This is a genomic window from Citrobacter sp. Awk 2, assembly GCF_028069815.1.
Classification (GTDB): domain Bacteria; phylum Pseudomonadota; class Gammaproteobacteria; order Enterobacterales; family Enterobacteriaceae; genus Citrobacter.
Genome location: NZ_JANEWL010000095.1, coordinates 1 through 18,604, shown reverse-complemented (window position 1 = coordinate 18,604; position 18,604 = coordinate 1). Strand labels below are relative to the sequence as shown.

Genomic DNA, 18,604 nt, shown 5'->3' with positions numbered 1-18,604 from the left:
GTATTGACACTGTTTTTTAAACCCGTATGTTAATACTTAACAGCGGAGAAATAGTCATTTGCTGTTAAATTAGTAAGTGTTAGTAGCGTTTGATAGGGGGTTGCGATAAGGGCCACGAAATATTCTGTTGTATGGGGTAGTCGATGCTGAAGTTATTATCTTTGCACATCGACAATGTTTTCAGGCTCTGTAGTTGATTTATCTAATCGCAAAGTAGTAAAGAAAGTGCGACGATGTAAGGCCATGATTTAATAGTTAATGTTGGCAGGTTTCTTTTATAAGAGCTTGCAAGGGAAGTAAGGCCACGCATCAAAGAGTATATGTCGCAAGGGGAAGTGTACTTGTTTAGGTCGCCATTCTTGAGTTTTATTATCAAGTTGGCTGGGTTTATTTAACGATAAATAGAGGAAAGTGTTAGTTAGTATCAGCATCCAATATTATCTGTGATAAACGTGTACATTTAAAATGTAGTATCAACAGCAGTACAAAATTGTTAAGTCTATTAATGTTAAATCTGAAGTTTGTAGTAACTTAAAGCCCTGGCTGCAACGGTCAGGGCTTTTATTATTTATACATCAATACGTTACCTTTCCGCACAGACGCACTGGCTCAACATTTCATCTGTTGATGGATATTAAATAAATTAATGCTTGCATAATGATTAGAAGCAAGTCTACTATAATGGCATCGGTTTGGAACACAGACCTTATGTAAGCAGTTTTAGTAAAGCAGTTCTCAGTTCAAGCGTTATCCTCAGATACTCTTCATCGTGAGCCTCCTCCTAAGTGCCCCATAAGTTAATTTCTGCAAAACAGGCCATCTTCGCTGCATAAGCGGCTCAAAACATGAAAGGAAGTATCTATGTCTAACAAAATGACTGGTTTAGTAAAATGGTTTAACCCTGAGAAAGGCTTTGGCTTTATCACTCCTCAGGACGGTGGCAAAGATGTATTTGTGCATTTTTCAGCCATCCAGAGCAACGATTTTAAAACCTTAGACGAAGGTCAAAAAGTGGAATTCTCTGTTGAGAACGGCGCTAAAGGTCCGTCTGCTGTTAACGTTATCGCGCTGTAATTGCCGATAATCCCACGAGCACTTGCGATAGCGATGAAGGCCAGAGCCTGAGCAGATAAGTGTCAGTGAATAAAAAACCCGCGTAAGCGGGTTTTTTCGTTTATGCGGTCTCCTCAGATTTACGACACCTGAGACGTCCTTCCCAGATAGCTGTCCCAGTCTTTCCACACGGGTTGTAATCCCTGTGCAATCAATGCATCAGCGACAGTTTCCGGGCGACGATCGTCGTGCGGAGAGAACTGTTCCAGTTCAGGATGGTTATCAGCATACCCACCGGGTTGCGTTTTCGAGAAAGCACTGACGTTGTTGATCGCCAGTGGGATCACATGGTCACGGAACCACGGAGACTCACGGGTGGAAAGCGACAGTTCAATTTCCGGCGACAGCAAGCGAAATGCACAAATGGTTTGCACCAACTGGCGTTCATCCATAATTGACGCTGGCTCTACACCTCCGGTACACGGACGTAGTCTCGGGAAGGAGATGGAGTAACGACTCTGCCAGTAATGTTGCTGCATCCACAGCAAATGCTCGGCGACCATATAACAATCAACCCGCCAGCTATCGGACAAACCAATCAACGCTCCCAGGCCGATTTTATCGATGCCAGCGCGCCCTAGTCTGTCTGGCGTGTCCAGCCTCCAGAAGAAATCCTGTTTTTTCCCTTTCAGATGGTGCCGGGCATAAACCGCTTCATGGTAGCTCTCCTGATACACCATTACTCCATCCAGTCCCAGCGCCTTCAGTTCCGCATATTCAGCCTCTGACAGCGGCTGTACTTCCATCTGTAATGAGGCGAACTGGCGGCGAATAGCGGGTAAATGGCGACGAAAGTAATCCATACCGACTTTGGCCTGATGTTCGCCAGTGACCAACAGGAGGTGCTCGAAACCCAGCTCGCGGATGGCCGCGCACTCCCGGCTAATCTCATCTTCGTCCAGTGTTTTGCGCTTAATACGGTTACTCATAGAGAAGCCGCAGTAGGTACAGTCATTGGCACACAGATTAGAGAGATACAGCGGGACGTAAAAACTGACGGTGTTGCCAAAGCGCTGGCGAGTAAGTTTCTGCGCCCGCTGCGCCAGCGGCTCCAGATAGGCGGCGGCGGCAGGGGAGAGCAAGGCCATCAAGTCATCGCGTGTGAGTTGCGAGGCATTGATAGCCCGTTCCACATCTGCAGCGGTTTTACTGTGGATGCGCAGGCGGATGTCGTCCCAGTCCAGTTGTCGCCAGCGATCGGCGAAAGTTTTCATGAGAAGGCCTCCAGAAATCCGGTTAACGGGCTGGTGGGACTTGCCTGCGAACTTTTGCTTCCTGGTACCGCCTGGCGTGCCAGCAAGCCAGCTTCAACGGCCAGACGGAAGGCGGTTGCCATCATCACCGGATCGTCAGCCACGGCAATGGCTGTGTTGACCAGCACCGCATCGGCCCCCATCTCCAGCGCCTGCGTAGCGTGGCTCGGAACACCGATGCCTGCATCAACCACTACCGGAACGGTCGCCTGCTGGATAATAATCTCCAGCATCGCGCGGGTTTCCAGCCCCTGATTAGAACCGATGGGCGCGCCGAGCGGCATCACCGCAGCACAACCAACCTCCTCCAGCCGTTTACACAGTACCGGGTCCGCGCTGCAGTAGGGCAGTACCACAAAGCCCTGCTTTACCAGTGCTTCGGCGGCTTTCAGGGTTTCGATAGGGTCCGGCAGTAGCCAGCGTGCGTCAGGGTGGATTTCCAGCTTCAGCCAGCGTGTCCCTAGCGCTTCACGTGCCAGTTGGGCGGCAAAGATAGCTTCTTCTGCCGTTTTGGCCCCTGAAGTGTTAGGCAGAAGTGTGACGCCGGCTTCGATAAGCGGTGTCAGAATCGCGTCGTTGTGCTGGCGTAAATCGACCCGCTTCATTGCCAGCGTCACCAACTGGCTACCGGAGGCGCGAATGGCATCGACCATCAGCTGTGATGAGGCGAATTTCCCGGTGCCAGTAAACAGATGTGAATCAAACGTTTTGTCGGCAATACGTAACATATCAACCCCCTGCAATGACCTGAAAAAGCAGGATCTGGTCGCCTTCCTGCACGATTTGCTGTTGCCACTGCTCACGTGGCAGGATCTGCTGGTTTAGTGCCAGCGCCATTCCCGGTTTATGCTGATTAAGCTGTGTCAGCAGTTCGCTGATGGTTTGCCCCTCGGCGCACTGCATTGGCTCATCATTGAACTGAATCTGCATGTTGCCCTCCACAGACCGGGCAACCGCTGGCACGGCGCAGCGCCAGGCTACGCCACTGGCTGGTTTTGCCATCAAACAGACGCAACTCTCCGGCTGGGGTTTCAATTCCGCTGAGTAATTTGATTGCTTCCAGAGCCTGCAAGGTTCCCATTACCCCGACGACCGGGCCCACAATGCCTGCAGTGCGGCAGTTGCGCTCTGGCTCCGCATCATCCGGCCACAGGCAGCGGTAACACCCCTGTTCCCAGGGCGGAGTCAGCACCATTAATTGGCCGCCGAAACCGACGGCACTGGCGGTAATGAGTGGTGTATTGAGCGCCACGCAGGCGGCGTTAATCTGCTGGCGGGTTGCCATGTTGTCAGTACAGTCGAGCACCACGTCGGCACGTGCTACAGCATGTCTGAGCGCATCACCTTGCAGGCGTTGCTGGAGCGCTACCACGTCGATATCCGGGTTGAGGCGGGTAAGCCGCTGCTGTGCGACTTGTGATTTGGCGCGGGCGATATCATCCGTGGTAAACAGGATCTGGCGCTGCAGATTACTCAGATGAATATCGTCATCGTCGACCAGCGTCAGCTTGCCGACGCCCGCACCTGCCAGATACAGTGCGGCAGGCGAACCTAGCCCACCTAACCCCACAATCAGCACATGGCTGTCGATCAGCTTTTGCTGGCCTTCAATCGCGATATCGCCAAGCAGGATCTGCCGGCTATAGCGCATAAAGTCGCGGTCATTCATCGCCCGCTCCTGCAATCGCCAACAACTGTGTCGTGGCATCGTGCCAGTCCGTTGCCTGGGTGATGGCGCTGACGACAGCAATGCTGCCGACGCCGGTACCCAGTACCGCAGGCGCGCGCTCAAGGCTGATGCCACCAATCGCGACGGTAGGGTAATCAGCCAGCCGCTCAATATGATGTGCCAGTTGTGCCAGACCCTGTGGGGCTGAAGGCATCTGCTTGGTTTGCGTGGGGAAGACATGACCCAGCGCGATATAAGAAGGGTGAGCCGCCAGCGCCACATCAATCTCCATATCATCGTGAGTCGAAACACCAAGGCGCAATCCCGCCGCCTGAATCGCTTTCAGGTCGGTGGTTTCGAGGTCTTCCTGCCCCAGATGTACCCCATACGCGTTGTGTTTAACAGCCAGTCGCCAGTAATCGTTGATAAACAGGCGAGCATCATAACGACGCCCCAGCGCGATAGCGGCAACAACGTCTTCTTCGACCTCTTCATCATGTTTGTCTTTGATACGCAACTGGATAGTACGCACGCCTGCCCCCAGCAGACGCTCAATCCACTCGACGCTATCTACGACCGGGTAAAGCCCGAGGCGGAATGGCACGGAGGGAAAATCAGGCTGGTACATTACGCCTCCTCTTTTTTGAGATAGATTTCACCGCCTTTGGCGCGGAAGTTCTCCGACATATCCGCCATCCCGACTTCAATCGTCTGTGCAGCGGCGTAGTCGCGCACTTCCTGGCTGATTTTCATCGAACAGAACTTCGGCCCGCACATGGAGCAGAAGTGAGCTACTTTCCCGGACTCCTGCGGCAGGGTTTCGTCGTGGTAAGCGCGAGCAGTGAACGGGTCGAGCGCCAGATTAAACTGGTCTTCCCAACGGAATTCGAAACGTGCTTTTGACATAGCGTTATCACGGATCTGCGCACCCGGATGCCCTTTGGCCAAATCAGCAGCATGCGCGGCAATCTTATAGGTGATAAGACCCTGTTTCACATCTTCTTTATTGGGCAGACCAAGGTGTTCTTTTGGCGTTACGTAGCAGAGCATGGCACAGCCAAACCAGCCAATCATCGCCGCACCAATGCCTGACGTGAAGTGGTCATAGCCTGGCGCAATATCGGTGGTTAGCGGCCCTAAGGTATAGAACGGTGCTTCGTGGCAGTGTTCCAGCTCTTCGGTCATGTTGCGCTGGATCATATGCATTGGCACATGACCTGGGCCTTCAATCATCACCTGCACGTCATATTCCCAGGCTATTTTGGTCAGTTCACCCAGCGTATGTAGCTCAGAGAACTGTGCTTCGTCGTTGGCATCCTGAATCGAGCCTGGACGCAGGCCGTCGCCCAGCGACAGAGAAACGTCATAGGCGGCGCAGATTTCACAGATCTCGCGGAAGTGCTCAAACAGAAAGTTCTCTTTGTGATGGGAGAGGCACCACTTCGCCATAATAGAACCACCGCGCGAGACAATACCGGTCAAACGCTTGGCGGTCATCGGCACATAGCGCAGCAGTACGCCTGCATGAATGGTGAAATAGTCAACGCCCTGTTCAGCCTGCTCCAGCAGCGTATCGCGGAAGGCTTCCCAGGTGAGATCTTCGGCGATCCCGTTGACCTTTTCCAGCGCCTGGTAGATCGGTACAGTACCAATTGGCACCGGGCTGTTACGCAGGATCCACTCGCGGGTTTCATGGATATAGCGGCCGGTCGACAGGTCCATCACGGTATCCGCGCCCCAGCGGGTGGACCACACTAGTTTTTCCACTTCCTCTTCAATGGAGGAGGTCACTGCCGAGTTACCGATGTTGGCGTTCACCTTCACCAGGAAATTACGACCGATAATCATCGGTTCTGATTCTGGGTGGTTGATGTTGGCTGGAATAATGGCACGCCCGGCAGCGACCTCGTCACGCACGAATTCCGGCGTGATGTTTTCTGGCAGGCGTGCACCAAAGTTCATCCCCGGATGCTGGTGGCGTAATACTTCACTGCGAATACGCTCACGGCCCATGTTTTCGCGGATGGCGATAAACTCCATCTCTGGGGTAACGATCCCCTGGCGAGCATAGTGTAGCTGGGTCACACGCTTACCAGCCTTGGCACGTTTTGGCGTCAGCAGACCCGTAAAACGCAGTTCATCAAGGCCATCATCGGCCAGGCGCTCTTTAGTGTAAGCCGAGCTGCGGTCATCTAACTCTTCGCTATCATTGCGCGCCGTAATCCACGCCTGGCGTAGTTTTGCCAGACCCTGTTGTACGTTAATTGCCACGTCAGGGTCGCCATACGGACCGGAGGTGTCGTAAACCGGAACGGCTTCATTCTCTTCAAATTGAGGATTGTCTTTCGTGCCGCCAGTTAGCGTTGGGCTAAGCTGAATTTCGCGCATCGGGATGCGGATATCCGGCTGCGAACCGGTGATATAGATGCGTTTTGAGTTAGGAAAGGCGGTCCCTTCCAGGGTATCGATAAAGTGTTGGGCTTGAGCGCGCTGTTCGCGGCGTGATGGTTTAGTAGTGGCAGACATAGCTCATTCCAAATAAAAGTAAGGATATGGCTTGTCAGACGACGGATGAAGCAAGAGAGAAGCTCGCCCGGGGGCGATGCCTATTGCAGATTGACTCTTGTTCCCTTCGCAGGTTTTAACCTGATCAGGTTCCGCGGATCCCGAATTAACGGTCTCAGCCTTTTCCACTCATGCTGTTGTGGAAAATAAGCACTCCGACAAGAAGTAACCTCAGTAAAGAGGTAATGAATGTAAACTACGCGTTAATGCCGCAAATCTCAAGCATGACGTTTGAGCGCGTCGCTGTCGTGCATGGCGTCAAATACCAGCATAATCAGCTTATCTTCCAGCACGAATCGTGCTTCCAGTGCTTCGCCGAGATCCGATAACACGCTTTGAAATTCAAGGAAGTTATCATGATCGATGGCTGTTTCCAGGCTGGAATCGTAGTAGTCCATAATCTGCTGTGTATTGGCTTCCAGCAGTGGCCAAATTTTAGTGGCTTTTAAAAGCTGCCCGTTTCCTTCCAATTTATGGAGAATACGTTCATAAATACTGAAGTGTCCGGTGGAGAGGTAATCGACCAGGCTTTGACAAAAATCATCCAGCGCTTTTTCATTGAGTCGCATGTACGATTCTTTGCCAGGCTTAATGCCAACCAGATTGTAGTAAGCCACGAGCAGGTGCTTACGTACATGTAGCCAGCGATCAACCAGTTTATTACTTCCTCTGACGTGTTCCGTCAGGCTTTCCAGCTGGTTTAGCATGATTGACTCCGCAAGATGGTGTTAAAAAACTGCTCACCCGTAAATGTAAAGATAATGTAAACAACATGCCTGTGAAGCAAAGGTTGCGCAAGAGATATGGATCGTATAATTGAAAAATTAGATAGCGGCTGGTGGATTGTCAGTCATGAGCAAAAGTTGTGGTTACCTCATGGCGAGCTACCTTACGGCGACGCAACCCGTTTTGATTTAGTCGGGCAGCGCGCCCTGCCAATAGGCGAATGGGAAGGGGATACTGTCTGGTTGGTGCAGCAGCCGCGTCGGCATGATATGGGTTCAGTGCGCCAGGTTATCGACCAGGATGTGGGCCTGTTTCAACTGGCCGGACGTGGCGTGCAACTGGCTGAATTCTACCGCTCGCATAAATTCTGCGGCTACTGTGGCCACCCCATGCACCCGAGTAAAACGGAGTGGGCGATGTTGTGTGGTCATTGTCGCGAACGCTACTACCCGCAAATAGCCCCCTGCATTATTGTCGCTATTCGCCGTGATGACACCATCCTGCTTGCTCAGCATGTTCGCCATCGTAATGGCGTGCATACCGTGCTGGCGGGTTTTGTTGAAGTTGGGGAAACCTTAGAACAGGCGGTGGCGCGTGAAGTGATGGAAGAGAGCGGCATTAAGGTGAAAAAACTGCGCTATGTCACTTCCCAACCCTGGCCGTTCCCGCAATCTTTGATGACCGCATTTATGGCAGAGTATGATAGTGGTGAGATTGTTATCGATCCGAAAGAGCTGCTGGAAGCGAATTGGTATCGCTACGACGATTTACCGCTCTTACCGCCGCCGGGTACCGTCGCGCGCCGGCTGATCGAAGATACCGTGGCGATGTGTCGGGCTGAGTACGAGTAAAGAACGAGTAATGATACACTGACGGTCTGACGCTAAAAGGAAGATAAAAATGACCGAACTGAAGAACGATCGTTACCTGCGTACGCTGCTGCGCCAGCCCGTTGATGTGACTCCGGTATGGATGATGCGCCAGGCGGGCCGCTATTTGCCGGAGTACAAAGCCACTCGTGCCGAGGCGGGCGACTTCATGGCGCTGTGCAAAAACGCCGAGCTGGCCTGTGAAGTGACGCTGCAGCCGCTGCGCCGCTATCCGCTCGATGCAGCGATCCTCTTTTCGGACATTCTGACTATCCCGGATGCAATGGGGCTTGGGCTCTATTTTGAAGCTGGGGAAGGCCCACGTTTTACCTCTCCTGTCACCAGTAAGGCTGATGTGGAAAAACTGCCCGTTCCAGACCCGGAAGATGAGCTGGGCTACGTCATGAACGCAGTGCGTACCATTCGGCGTGAGCTGAAAGGTGAAGTGCCGCTGATCGGCTTCTCCGGCAGCCCGTGGACGCTGGCGACCTATATGGTTGAAGGTGGCAGTAGCAAAGCGTTTACCGTGATTAAAAAGATGATGTATGCCGATCCAAAAGCGCTACATCTGTTGCTTGATAAGCTGGCGAAAAGCGTCACCCTGTACCTTAACGCGCAGATTAAAGCGGGTGCGCAGTCGGTGATGATTTTCGATACCTGGGGCGGCGTGCTGACCGGGCGCGACTATCAGCAGTTCTCTTTGTATTACATGCATAAAATTGTCGACGGGCTGCTTCGTGAAAACGACGGTCGCCGTGTCCCCGTGACGCTGTTTACCAAAGGTGGCGGTCAGTGGTTGGAAGCGATGGCGGAAACCGGCTGTGATGCGCTGGGTCTTGACTGGACAACTGACATTGCTGACGCGCGTCGCCGCGTAGGCCATAAGGTGGCACTGCAGGGCAATATGGACCCGTCGATGTTGTATGCGCCACCGGCGCGTATCGAAGAAGAAGTGGCAACGATTCTGGCTGGATTCGGTCAGGGCGAAGGTCATGTCTTTAACCTGGGTCACGGTATTCACCAGGACGTGCCGCCGGAACATGCGGGTGTCTTCGTAGAGGCGGTACATCGGTTGTCGGCGCAGTACCACCGCTAAGGAACCGATATGGATCTCGCGTCGCTTCGTGCGCAGCAGCTTGAGCTGGCCTCTTCGGTTTCCCGAGAGGATCGCCTTGAAATCAATCCGCCGGTTCTGATCGGTGGAGCGGATGTCGGGTTTGAGCAGGGCGGTGAAGTGACGCGGGCTGCGATGGTCCTGCTGAAATATCCCACGCTGGAGCTGGTTGAATACAAAGTGGCGCGTATTGCTACCACCATGCCGTATATTCCCGGCTTTCTCTCCTTTCGAGAAACTCCCGCGCTGATGGCCGCCTGGCAACAGCTGTCACAAAAGCCGGACCTGCTGTTTGTCGATGGACACGGCATTTCTCATCCTCGCCGCCTGGGCGTCGCCAGTCATTTTGGTCTGCTGGTGGATGTCCCGACGATTGGTGTGGCGAAAAAAAGGCTGTGCGGCAAGTTTGAACCTCTCGCCGCCGAACCCGGTGCATTAGCGCCGCTGCTGGATAAAGGCGAGCAGTTGGCCTGGGTCTGGCGCAGCAAAGCACGCTGTAATCCGTTGTTTATCTCTACGGGTCACCGCGTGAGCATGGACAGTGCCCTGGCGTGGGTGCAGCGCTGTATGAACGGCTATCGTCTGCCAGAACCAACACGCTGGGCGGATGCCGTAGCATCTGAACGCCCGGCTTTTACGCGGCTTGCAGCAAAAACGGCCCATATCGGGTAAACTGCCGCTAATTTCCGTATTTGAGAACTCATCATGTTACAAAACCCGATTCACTTGCGTCTGGAGAAGCTGGAAAGCTGGCAGCACGTTACGTTTATGGCCTGCCTGTGCGAGCGCATGTATCCCAACTACGCGATGTTTTGCAAGCAAACTGAATTTGGTGATGGCCAGATTTATCGTCGAATCCTGGATTTGATTTGGGAAGCGCTGACGGTTAAAGATGCCAAAATCAATTTCGACAGCCAACTGGAAAAGTTTGAAGAGGCTATCCCGTCGGCAGATGATTACGATCTGTATGGTGTTTATCCTGCGATTGATGCCTGCGTGGCATTAAGCGAACTGATGCATTCACGTCTTAGCGGTGAAACGCTGGAACACGCCATTGAAGTCAGTAAGGCTTCAATTACCACAGTAGCGATGCTGGAAATGACCCAGGCCGGTCGCGAAATGACCGATGAAGAGCTAAAAGAAAACCCTGCCGTTGAGCAAGAATGGGATATCCAGTGGGAAATATTCCGACTTTTGGCTGACTGTGAAGAACGCGATATTGAGCTGATAAAAGGGCTGCGAGCAGACCTGCGCGAGGCTGGCGAGAGCAATATTGGTATAAATTTTCAGCAATGACACAACAAAACGTGATTTAACGCCTGATTTGTCGTGCCTGAAGGCTTCCCATCCGCCCCCCGTCTGGTCTACATTTGGGGGGCGAAAAAAAGTGGCTATCGGTGCGTGTATGCAGGAGAGTGCTTTTCTGGCATTTCCGTCGCACTCGATGCTTAGCAAGCGATAAACACATTGTAAGGATAACTTATGAACAAGACTCAACTGATTGATGTAATTGCAGACAAAGCAGAACTGTCTAAAACACAGGCTAAAGCTGCTCTGGAATCCACTCTGGCTGCTATTACTGAGTCTCTGAAAGAAGGCGATGCTGTACAACTGGTTGGTTTCGGTACCTTCAAAGTGAACCACCGTGCTGAGCGCACTGGCCGCAACCCGCAGACCGGTAAAGAAATCAAAATCGCCGCAGCTAACGTACCGGCATTTGTTTCTGGTAAAGCACTGAAAGACGCGGTTAAGTAATTCGCGTGGCAGTGAACAGTTTTAACGAAGGGGCGGTTTCGCCCCTTTTGTCCATCTGGCGTCATACGCTCTGGCTTTCAGGTGTGCTGTTGCTGTCGGCCTGTAGTCGCCATTCCGAGCTTCCTCCGTTCACGGCCAGCGGTTATGTTGGCGAGCAGGGGGCGGTGCGTGTCTGGCGTAAAGATTCCAGTGACGATGTTCACTTGCTCTCGGTATTGAGTCCGTGGCGTAACGGCGACACTACCACCAGTGAATACCGCTGGCAGGGAGATACGCTCTCTCTGATAGAACTTAATGTTTACAGTAAACCGCCGGAACATATTCGCATCCGCTTTGATGACCGCGGCGAACTGAGTTTCATGCAACGTGAAGTTGCCGGACAAAAGCAGCAGCTTTCCAGCGATCAAATTGCGTTGTACCGCTATCGTGCCGATCAAATCCGCAAGACCAGCGATGCGCTGCGTCAGGGACGGGTGATCTTACATCAGGGACGCTGGCATGGCGCCGAACGCACGGTGACTACGTGTGAAGGCGAGACCATTAAGCCCGATTTAGATTCGTGGGCGATAAACCATATTGAGCGCCGCCAGAGCCGCTCGTCAGTCGATGTGAGCGTGGCATGGCTGGAAGCGCCCGAAGGGTCACAGTTGCTGCTGGTTGCCAATGAGGATTTTTGTCACTGGCAGCCGAAAGAGAAAACATTTTAACGCCGGATGATGACGCAAATGCGCCTTATCCATCTGTAGGCCTGATTAGCATAGCGCCATCAGGCACTAAGTCCTTTACCAGTGCCCCATCCCCATATGACCACCGCCGCGATAGTTGCCACCGCATCCGCCGTAGCCCATTCCGGCTCCACGAGGTATACCCGCCTGTGCCATTGCGACATCGCGCTTAACGCGCTGCTCATCCAGCGATTGATTCAACGACTCCATCTCTTTTGCTACCGCATTAATTTTTGCCGTGTCTGGCGAACTGGCTGTTAGCAACGCGTTGTATTCATAGCGTTTGGAGGTCAGCTGTTGGCGCAATGCGCTGGTTTGTGAGTAGTAATCATCATAGATTTTCTGCGCGGTAGCCTGTTGTTCGGTGGTCATAGGCGTACCGCCACGTTGCTGCATACCATCACCATACCCCCAGTGATGTTGTGCCAGCGCCGGGGTAGAACCCAGAGCAATCAGCGAGAGTACAATCAGCGCCAGTTTATTATTCCGTTTCATCATTCGTTCTCCTGTTGGTTATCTTACATTCCTTGTTGCATCTTCCGTGCCAGACTGGAGACCCCCGTTCTGCAGGCATCACGCGTGGTGTGCCTGGTGCAAAGTGAGTAAAAATGACTCGCCCGAGCGTAACCAGCGGGTCATTTTTACCCGCTGACTTTCAGCGGTTTGTGTCCGAGGGCAGGGTTATCAGGGGTAAAAAATGGCATGATTTCTGCTGTATACCTGAAACGAAGAAAGGACACGGTGGGAAAGGAAGTGCATATGCGTCTGTATAAAGACACGGCGGCAAAGTGGCTGAGCAGATTCTTGCTGGCGGCAATCCTGATTTTAGTTGGCTGGTTTTCTATCATGACCATTCGGGATTATGGCCGCGAAAGTGACGCTGCCCGGCAAACGCTGCTGGAAAAAGGGAGTGTGCTGATTCGTGCCCTGGAGTCCGGTACGCGTGTGGGCATGGGTATGCGCATGCACCATGCTCAGCAGCAGACGCTGTTGGAGGAAATGGCCGTGCAGCCGGGCGTATTATGGTTTGCTGTTGTGGATGAGCATGGTGTGATCATGGCTCACAGTAATTCTGCGATGGTTGGAAAGTCACTCTATACACCGGATGTCCTGCGGCAGTTAAATCCAGAGGAACAAGAACGCTGGCGGCGCATTGATGTACCTGCGGACGGCAGTGAAACAACGCCGGCACTGGAAATTTATCGCCAGTTTCAGCCGATGTATGGTCCTGGGCGACATGGCATGGCGCGTTGTGCCAGCAATAGCGGACAGATGACTACGCCTTCACAAACCATTTTTATCGCTTTTGATGCCAGTGATCTGGCGGCGACGCAGGCAAGAGAGTGGCGTAACACGCTGATTGTCCTCTCTGCGCTGGCGGCTGTACTGCTGGCAACTGTACTTACATTTTTCTGGTACCAGCGCTATCAGCGTTCGTACAAGGAATTGCAGGATGCGATGAAGCGGAAAGAAAAACTGATGGCGCTTGGGCATCTGGCGGCCGGGGTTGCACATGAGATTCGCAATCCGCTTTCATCGATCAAAGGCTTAGCGAAGTATTTTGCCGAACGAACCCCAGCAGGAGGCGAGTCGCACGAGCTGGCACAGGTGATGGCGAAAGAGGCAGACCGCTTAAATCGGGTGGTGAGCGAACTCCTTGAACTGGTGAAACCCGCGCACCTCGCGCTCCAGAAAGTGGATCTCAATGAAGTCATCACTCACTCATTGCATCTGGTAAGTCAGGATGCTCAAAGTCGGGAAATTCAGTTACGGTTTACGGTAAATCCTGCACTACCAACCATTCAGGCCGATCCTGACCGGCTAACGCAGGTTCTGCTGAACCTGTATCTGAACGCCATTCATGCTATTGGCCACCAGGGCACGATTACGGTTGAAGCGAGTGAAAGCAGCGCCGAACGCGTTAAAATTGTGGTTGCCGATAGCGGAAAGGGGATTGCACCTGAGCAGCTGGAGGCGATATTTACACCTTACTTTACGACCAAAGCCGATGGTACGGGGCTGGGGTTGGCGGTTGTGCAGAACATTATCGAACAGCATGGTGGAACCATTCAGGTGGCAAGCGTTGAAGGCAAGGGAGCGGTCTTTACTCTCTGGCTGCCGACGAAACCGAAACAACAGGATTAACAAGGATGACGCGCGGAAAAATCGATATTCTGGTGGTGGATGACGATATCAGCCACTGCACTATTTTACAGGCGCTGCTACGTGGCTGGGGTTATGAGGTCGCGCTGGCCTATAGCGGGTGCGCGGCGCTGGAGCAGGTGCGTGAACATGTTTTCGATCTAGTGCTATGCGATGTGCGCATGGCGGAGATGGACGGCATCGAGACGCTCAAAGAGATCAAGGCGCTGAACCCAGCTATTCCAGTGTTGATTATGACGGCTTTCTCCAGTGTGGAGACCGCCGTAGAAGCACTGAAAACCGGTGCGCTGGATTACTTAATCAAACCGCTGGATTTTGACCGTCTGCAGGACACGCTGGAAAAGGCATTGGCACATACGCGGGAAAGCGGTGCGGAACTGCCGTCGGCAACGGCTGCGCAGTTTGGCATGATTGGCAACAGTCCGGCGATGCAGAAGTTGCTCAATGAGATAGCGATGGTTGCGCCCTCGGATGCGACGGTGCTGATTCATGGAGACTCTGGCACGGGCAAAGAGCTGGTGGCTCGGGCACTGCATGCCAGCAGCGCACGCAGTGAGAAACCGCTGGTGACGCTCAACTGCGCGGCGCTGAATGAGTCGCTGCTGGAGTCCGAGCTGTTTGGTCATGAGAAAGGTGCTTTTACCGGTGCGGATAAACGCCGGGAAGGGCGCTTTGTTGAAGCCGATGGCGGCACGTTATTTCTTGATGAGATTGGCGATATCTCACCGTTGATGCAAGTTCGCCTGCTGCGAGCGATTCAGGAGCGGGAAGTTCAGCGTGTTGGCAGCAACCAGACTATTGCAGTTGATGTTCGGCTGATTGCCGCCACGCATCGCTGCCTTGCGGAAGAAGTCAGCGCCGGGCGCTTTCGTCAGGATCTCTACTATCGCCTGAACGTCGTCACCATTGAAATGCCTGCCTTACGCCAGCGTCGGGAAGATATTCCGCTGCTGGCTGAGTATTTTCTCCAGCGCTTTGCCGAACGTAACCGCAAAGCGGTGAAAGGCTTTACGCCACAGGCGATGGATCTGCTGATTCACTACGACTGGCCGGGGAACATTCGCGAGCTGGAAAATGCGATTGAACGGGCGGTAGTGTTGCTGACGGGGGAATATATCTCTGAGCGTGAGCTGCCGATGGCAATCGCAGCAACACCGATAAAAGCAGAGTTCAGTGGTGAGATCCAACCGCTGGTGGATGTTGAAAAAGAGGTGATCCTGGCGGCGCTGGAAAAAACGGGCGGCAACAAAACAGAAGCCGCCCGTCAGTTAGGTATTACTCGCAAAACGCTGCTGGCGAAAATTTCGCGTTAGCGCTTCTCGCGTTCAATGGCGCGCCAGCCGATGTCGTTACGGCTAAAGCTGCCATCCCAGCGGATATCGGTCATTAAGGCATAAGCGCGTTTCTGTGCTTCGGCAACGGTATGCCCCAATGCGGTGGCGCACAGTACGCGACCGCCGTTGGTCAGCACGCGATCGTCATCTGACAATTTCGTACCCGCATGGAATACTTTAGCGCCTTCGATTTCTTCTAACGGCAAACCGTGGATCTCATCACCCGTGTGGTAGTTGCCAGGATAACCGCCCGCGGCAATGACCACGCCCAAAGAAGCACGCTCATCCCACTCGGAGGTTTTCTCATCCAGTTTGCCGTCACAGGCTGCGAGGCACAGATCGACCAGATCCGATTTCATGCGCAGCATGATCGGCTGGGTTTCCGGATCGCCGAAGCGGCAGTTGAACTCGATAACCTTTGGATTACCCTGTTTGTCGATCATCAGACCCGCATACAGGAAACCTGTGTAGGTATTCCCTTCCGCCGCCATACCTTTTACCGTTGGCCAAATAATGCGTTCCATGGTGCGCTGATGCACTTCATCAGTTACCACCGGTGCTGGTGAGTAAGCCCCCATACCGCCGGTGTTCGGGCCGATATCGCCGTTACCTACGCGTTTGTGGTCCTGGCTGGTGGCCATCGGCAGCACGTGCTCACCGTCGACCATCACGATAAAGCTCGCTTCTTCACCGTCGAGGAACTCTTCGATAACAATGCGGTGGCCCGCGTCGCCAAAGGCGTTACCCGCCAGCATATCGTGTACGGCGGCTTCTGCTTCTTCGAGAGTCATCGCGACGATAACGCCTTTACCGGCTGCCAGGCCGTCGGCCTTAATCACAATCGGCGCGCCTTTCTCACGCAGATAGGCCAGCGCGGGTTCGATCTCGGTGAAGTTCTGATACTCCGCCGTCGGGATGTTATGACGAGCAAGGAAATCTTTGGTGAAGGCTTTAGAACCTTCCAGTTGTGCTGCACCTTCGGTTGGGCCGAAGATCTTAAGATCTGCGGCGCGGAAGGCGTCAACCACGCCTATCACCAGCGGTGCTTCCGGGCCGACAATAGTCAGATCGATCTTCTCGTTTTGGGCAAAGCTCAGCAGCGCCGGAATATCGGTCACACTGATGGCCACGTTTTGTAGTGCAGGCTCCAGTGCGGTTCCGGCATTACCCGGTGCGACAAAGACGGTGGAAACCTGTGGAGACTGAGCCGCTTTCCACGCCAGGGCGTGCTCGCGCCCACCGTTACCAATGACTAATACTTTCATCGTCTGCTCCGTGAATTAATGGCGGAAGTGGCGCATGTCGGTGAAGATCATCGCGATGCCATGTTCATCGGCAGCGGCAATCACTTCGTCATCGCGGATAGAACCACCTGGCTGGATAACGCAGCTCACGCCAACGGCAGCTGCGGCATCAATACCGTCGCGGAACGGGAAGAAGGCGTCGGAAGCCATGGCGGAACCTTTCACTTCCAGACCTTCATCACCGGCTTTAATCCCTGCGATTTTGGCGGAGTAAACGCGGCTCATCTGGCCTGCGCCTATCCCGATGGTCATGTTCTCTTTGGCATAGACAATGGCGTTGGATTTCACGAACTTCGCCACCTTCCAGCAGAACAGCGCATCGCGCAGTTCCTGCTCGGTCGGCTGGCGTTTGGACACCACGCGCAGGTCACCTTCGGTCACCATACCTAAGTCGCGATCCTGCACCAGCAGGCCGCCGTTCACGCGTTTGAAGTCGAGGCCCGGCACGCGCTGTGCCCACTGGCCGCAGGTCAGGACGCGAACGTTCTGCTTAGCCGCCGTGATTTTCAGCGCTTCTTCGGTTGCGGATGGGGCGATGATCACTTCCACGAACTGGCGGGAGATGATGGCCTGCGCAGTTTCAGCATCCAGCTCGCGGTTAAAGGCAATGATGCCGCCGAACGCGGAGGTCGGGTCTGTTTTGTAGGCGCGATCATAGGCATCAAGAATAGAGGTGCTTACCGCCACGCCGCATGGGTTAGCGTGTTTGACGATCACGCAGGCCGGTTCGCTGAACTCTTTCACACATTCCAGGGCGGCATCGGTATCAGCGATGTTGTTATAGGAGAGCGCTTTGCCCTGTACCTGCTGCGCCGTTGCCACTGACGCTTCTTTGACGTTCTCTTCTATATAGAAGGCTGCCTGCTGGTGGCTGTTCTCTCCGTAGCGCATATCCTGCTTCTTAATGAAGTTCAGGTTCAGCGTACGCGGGAAGCGACCGGCGGCTTCTTTGCTTTCGCCGTGGTAAGCCGGAACCATGCTGCCGAAGTAGTTGGCAATCATGCTGTCGTAGGCGGCGGTGTGTTCGAAAGCTTTAATCGCCAGATCGAAGCGGGTGTCGAGGGTCAGAGAGCCTTCGTTGGCATCCATCTCTTTAATAATGGCGTCGTAGTCGCTGCTCTTCACCACGATGGCAACATCTTTATGGTTCTTGGCTGCGGAGCGCACCATGGTCGGGCCGCCGATATCGATGTTCTCTACTGCATCTTCCAGCGAGCAGCCTTCACGGGCAACGGTCTCGGCGAACGGATACAGGTTAACGACAACCATATCGATAGGGGCAATGTGGTGCTGTTCCATAATGGCATCGTCCTGGCCGCGACGACCGAGGATGCCACCGTGTACTTTTGGATGCAGGGTCTTTACGCGTCCATCCATCATTTCCGGGAAACCGGTGTAATCGGAAACTTCGGTCACTGGCAGACCTTTCTCTGCTAACAGGCGTGCGGTGCCACCTGTAGAAAGCAGCTCCACACCACGTGCGGAAAGTGCCTGAGCGAATTCGATGATACCGGCCTTGTCAGAAACACTGAGCAGAGCGCGGCGGACTGGACGACGTTGTTGCATGGTAAATCCCCTGGATTTGACTATTACAGAGAGCGTTAGGTGAATTCTTGCGTAAAAACTCAGCTAACGCCCCTTACGGGGCATCCTTGTTGTGCGGTGGCATTGTAACGAAAACGTTTGCGCAACGCTCGCGAATTTTTAATTTTCGATTCAGACCCCTGCTTCTTCCTATATAACGCCGCTTTGGCAGAGAGATGATCGCAGAAAGGAGGGGGCGGTTTGTGGATAACTCTGTGTGTAAATGGGTATAAGGTAGGCTTTTGCTGTGGAATGCAGCAGTCAGTCATTTTTCTGTCATTTAAGGGTTGCGGGCTGAGGGAAACTCCCTATAATGCGCCTCCATCGACACGGCGGATGTGAATCACTTCACACAAACAGCCGGTCCGGTTGAAGAGAAAAATCCTGAAATTCAGGGTTGACTCTGAAAGAGGAAAGCGTAATATACGCC

The 18,604-nt window shown here is 53.5% G+C and carries 19 protein-coding genes and 1 riboswitch; of the genes, 9 read left to right on the top strand and 10 right to left on the bottom strand.

Going from position 1 to position 18,604, the window contains the following annotated elements; translation table 11 throughout:
- The first annotated feature begins 861 nt into the window (after positions 1–861).
- Complete coding sequence (gene cspE, locus NNO02_RS19110; protein WP_271442056.1) at positions 862–1,074, top strand: transcription antiterminator/RNA stability regulator CspE; 213 nt, start codon at positions 862–864, stop codon at positions 1,072–1,074.
- A 119-nt stretch (positions 1,075–1,193) separates the two neighbouring features.
- Here cspE and thiH read toward each other — a convergent pair whose 3' ends face one another.
- From thiH to rsd, 7 genes are all read right to left on the bottom strand, one after another.
- Entirely contained in the window at positions 1,194–2,327 is a 1,134-nt protein-coding gene (thiH, locus tag NNO02_RS19105; protein ID WP_271455497.1) for a 2-iminoacetate synthase ThiH, read from the bottom strand.
- Entirely contained in the window at positions 2,324–3,094 is a 771-nt protein-coding gene (gene thiG / locus NNO02_RS19100) for a thiazole synthase (RefSeq protein WP_271442058.1), read from the bottom strand. Before thiG ends, thiH begins: the two co-directional genes overlap by 4 nt.
- A 1-nt stretch (position 3,095) precedes the next feature.
- Positions 3,096–3,296 carry a sulfur carrier protein ThiS gene (gene thiS, locus NNO02_RS19095; protein ID WP_202037215.1) on the bottom strand — a complete coding sequence of 67 codons (201 nt, stop codon included), beginning with the start codon at positions 3,294–3,296 and terminating at the stop codon, positions 3,096–3,098.
- Positions 3,277–4,035 carry a thiazole biosynthesis adenylyltransferase ThiF gene (gene thiF, locus NNO02_RS19090; protein ID WP_271442059.1) on the bottom strand — a complete coding sequence of 253 codons (759 nt, stop codon included), beginning with the start codon at positions 4,033–4,035 and terminating at the stop codon, positions 3,277–3,279. Before thiF ends, thiS begins: the two co-directional genes overlap by 20 nt.
- A complete protein-coding gene (gene thiE, locus NNO02_RS19085; RefSeq protein ID WP_271455496.1) occupies positions 4,028–4,663 on the bottom strand; it encodes a thiamine phosphate synthase in 636 nt (211 codons plus the stop codon). Before thiE ends, thiF begins: the two co-directional genes overlap by 8 nt.
- Positions 4,663–6,561: a phosphomethylpyrimidine synthase ThiC gene (gene thiC / locus NNO02_RS19080; RefSeq protein ID WP_271442061.1), complete on the bottom strand. Its 1,899-nt coding sequence runs from the start codon at positions 6,559–6,561 to the stop codon at positions 4,663–4,665. The genes thiE and thiC overlap by 1 nt, the downstream gene beginning before the upstream one ends.
- Positions 6,562–6,645: 84 nt before the next feature.
- A riboswitch (TPP riboswitch) is annotated at positions 6,646–6,768 on the bottom strand.
- Between the two features lie 50 nt (positions 6,769–6,818).
- A complete protein-coding gene (gene rsd / locus NNO02_RS19075; RefSeq protein WP_271450400.1) occupies positions 6,819–7,307 on the bottom strand; it encodes a sigma D regulator in 489 nt (162 codons plus the stop codon).
- Positions 7,308–7,403: 96 nt separating this feature from the next.
- On the opposite strand from rsd, the gene nudC reads away from it, so the two are divergent.
- From nudC to NNO02_RS19045, 6 genes are all read left to right on the top strand, one after another.
- Positions 7,404–8,177, top strand: a complete 774-nt coding sequence (nudC, locus tag NNO02_RS19070) for an NAD(+) diphosphatase (RefSeq protein WP_271455495.1) — start codon at positions 7,404–7,406, stop codon at positions 8,175–8,177.
- A 49-nt stretch (positions 8,178–8,226) separates the two neighbouring features.
- Positions 8,227–9,291 carry a uroporphyrinogen decarboxylase gene (hemE, locus tag NNO02_RS19065; RefSeq protein ID WP_271442063.1) on the top strand — a complete coding sequence of 355 codons (1,065 nt, stop codon included), beginning with the start codon at positions 8,227–8,229 and terminating at the stop codon, positions 9,289–9,291.
- Between the two features lie 9 nt (positions 9,292–9,300).
- The gene (nfi, locus tag NNO02_RS19060) at positions 9,301–9,981 is read left to right on the top strand and encodes a deoxyribonuclease V (RefSeq protein ID WP_271450403.1); all 681 of its coding nucleotides are present in this window, start codon (positions 9,301–9,303) and stop codon (positions 9,979–9,981) included.
- Between the two features lie 33 nt (positions 9,982–10,014).
- Positions 10,015–10,605 carry a YjaG family protein gene (locus tag NNO02_RS19055; protein ID WP_003842015.1) on the top strand — a complete coding sequence of 197 codons (591 nt, stop codon included), beginning with the start codon at positions 10,015–10,017 and terminating at the stop codon, positions 10,603–10,605.
- 186 nt (positions 10,606–10,791) lie between these two features.
- A complete protein-coding gene (gene hupA, locus NNO02_RS19050; protein WP_001044509.1) occupies positions 10,792–11,064 on the top strand; it encodes a nucleoid-associated protein HU-alpha in 273 nt (90 codons plus the stop codon).
- An 11-nt stretch (positions 11,065–11,075) separates the two neighbouring features.
- The gene (locus NNO02_RS19045) at positions 11,076–11,771 is read left to right on the top strand and encodes a DUF1481 domain-containing protein (protein ID WP_271455498.1); all 696 of its coding nucleotides are present in this window, start codon (positions 11,076–11,078) and stop codon (positions 11,769–11,771) included.
- 75 nt (positions 11,772–11,846) lie between these two features.
- On the opposite strand, the gene zraP is transcribed toward NNO02_RS19045, so the two are convergent.
- Complete coding sequence (gene zraP, locus NNO02_RS19040) at positions 11,847–12,284, bottom strand: zinc resistance sensor/chaperone ZraP (RefSeq protein WP_271442071.1); 438 nt, start codon at positions 12,282–12,284, stop codon at positions 11,847–11,849.
- A gap of 264 nt (positions 12,285–12,548) precedes the next feature.
- Here zraP and zraS point away from each other — a divergent pair, with 264 nt between their 5' ends.
- Both zraS and zraR read left to right on the top strand, forming a co-directional pair.
- A complete protein-coding gene (zraS, locus tag NNO02_RS19035; protein ID WP_271455494.1) occupies positions 12,549–13,934 on the top strand; it encodes a two-component system sensor histidine kinase ZraS in 1,386 nt (461 codons plus the stop codon).
- A 5-nt stretch (positions 13,935–13,939) separates the two neighbouring features.
- Positions 13,940–15,265: a sigma-54-dependent response regulator transcription factor ZraR gene (gene zraR, locus NNO02_RS19030; RefSeq protein WP_271455493.1), complete on the top strand. Its 1,326-nt coding sequence runs from the start codon at positions 13,940–13,942 to the stop codon at positions 15,263–15,265.
- On the opposite strand, the gene purD is transcribed toward zraR, so the two are convergent.
- Positions 15,262–16,551: a phosphoribosylamine--glycine ligase gene (gene purD, locus NNO02_RS19025; RefSeq protein ID WP_271455492.1), complete on the bottom strand. Its 1,290-nt coding sequence runs from the start codon at positions 16,549–16,551 to the stop codon at positions 15,262–15,264. The genes zraR and purD overlap by 4 nt on opposite strands.
- Before the next feature lie 15 nt (positions 16,552–16,566).
- A complete protein-coding gene (gene purH, locus NNO02_RS19020) occupies positions 16,567–18,156 on the bottom strand; it encodes a bifunctional phosphoribosylaminoimidazolecarboxamide formyltransferase/IMP cyclohydrolase (RefSeq protein WP_271450407.1) in 1,590 nt (529 codons plus the stop codon).
- Positions 18,157–18,604 lie beyond the last annotated feature (448 nt).

Bases quoted from the DNA above. Each gene is read 5' to 3' on its own strand.
- thiG (WP_271442058.1), bottom strand. From the start codon at position 3,094: ATGTTACGTATTGCCGACAAAACGTTTGATTCACATCTGTTTACTGGC.
- thiF (WP_271442059.1), bottom strand. From the start codon at position 4,035: ATGAATGACCGCGACTTTATGCGCTATAGCCGGCAGATCCTGCTTGGC.
- rsd (WP_271450400.1), bottom strand. From the start codon at position 7,307: ATGCTAAACCAGCTGGAAAGCCTGACGGAACACGTCAGAGGAAGTAAT.
- zraR (WP_271455493.1), top strand. From the start codon at position 13,940: ATGACGCGCGGAAAAATCGATATTCTGGTGGTGGATGACGATATCAGC.
- thiH (WP_271455497.1), bottom strand. From the start codon at position 2,327: ATGAAAACTTTCGCCGATCGCTGGCGACAACTGGACTGGGACGACATC.
- zraS (WP_271455494.1), top strand. From the start codon at position 12,549: ATGCGTCTGTATAAAGACACGGCGGCAAAGTGGCTGAGCAGATTCTTG.
- thiC (WP_271442061.1), bottom strand. From the start codon at position 6,561: ATGTCTGCCACTACTAAACCATCACGCCGCGAACAGCGCGCTCAAGCC.
- thiE (WP_271455496.1), bottom strand. From the start codon at position 4,663: ATGTACCAGCCTGATTTTCCCTCCGTGCCATTCCGCCTCGGGCTTTAC.
- zraP (WP_271442071.1), bottom strand. From the start codon at position 12,284: ATGAAACGGAATAATAAACTGGCGCTGATTGTACTCTCGCTGATTGCT.
- nudC (WP_271455495.1), top strand. From the start codon at position 7,404: ATGGATCGTATAATTGAAAAATTAGATAGCGGCTGGTGGATTGTCAGT.
- cspE (WP_271442056.1), top strand. From the start codon at position 862: ATGTCTAACAAAATGACTGGTTTAGTAAAATGGTTTAACCCTGAGAAA.
- NNO02_RS19055 (WP_003842015.1), top strand. From the start codon at position 10,015: ATGTTACAAAACCCGATTCACTTGCGTCTGGAGAAGCTGGAAAGCTGG.
- purD (WP_271455492.1), bottom strand. From the start codon at position 16,551: ATGAAAGTATTAGTCATTGGTAACGGTGGGCGCGAGCACGCCCTGGCG.
- thiS (WP_202037215.1), bottom strand. From the start codon at position 3,296: ATGCAGATTCAGTTCAATGATGAGCCAATGCAGTGCGCCGAGGGGCAA.
- nfi (WP_271450403.1), top strand. From the start codon at position 9,301: ATGGATCTCGCGTCGCTTCGTGCGCAGCAGCTTGAGCTGGCCTCTTCG.
- purH (WP_271450407.1), bottom strand. From the start codon at position 18,156: ATGCAACAACGTCGTCCAGTCCGCCGCGCTCTGCTCAGTGTTTCTGAC.
- hemE (WP_271442063.1), top strand. From the start codon at position 8,227: ATGACCGAACTGAAGAACGATCGTTACCTGCGTACGCTGCTGCGCCAG.
- hupA (WP_001044509.1), top strand. From the start codon at position 10,792: ATGAACAAGACTCAACTGATTGATGTAATTGCAGACAAAGCAGAACTG.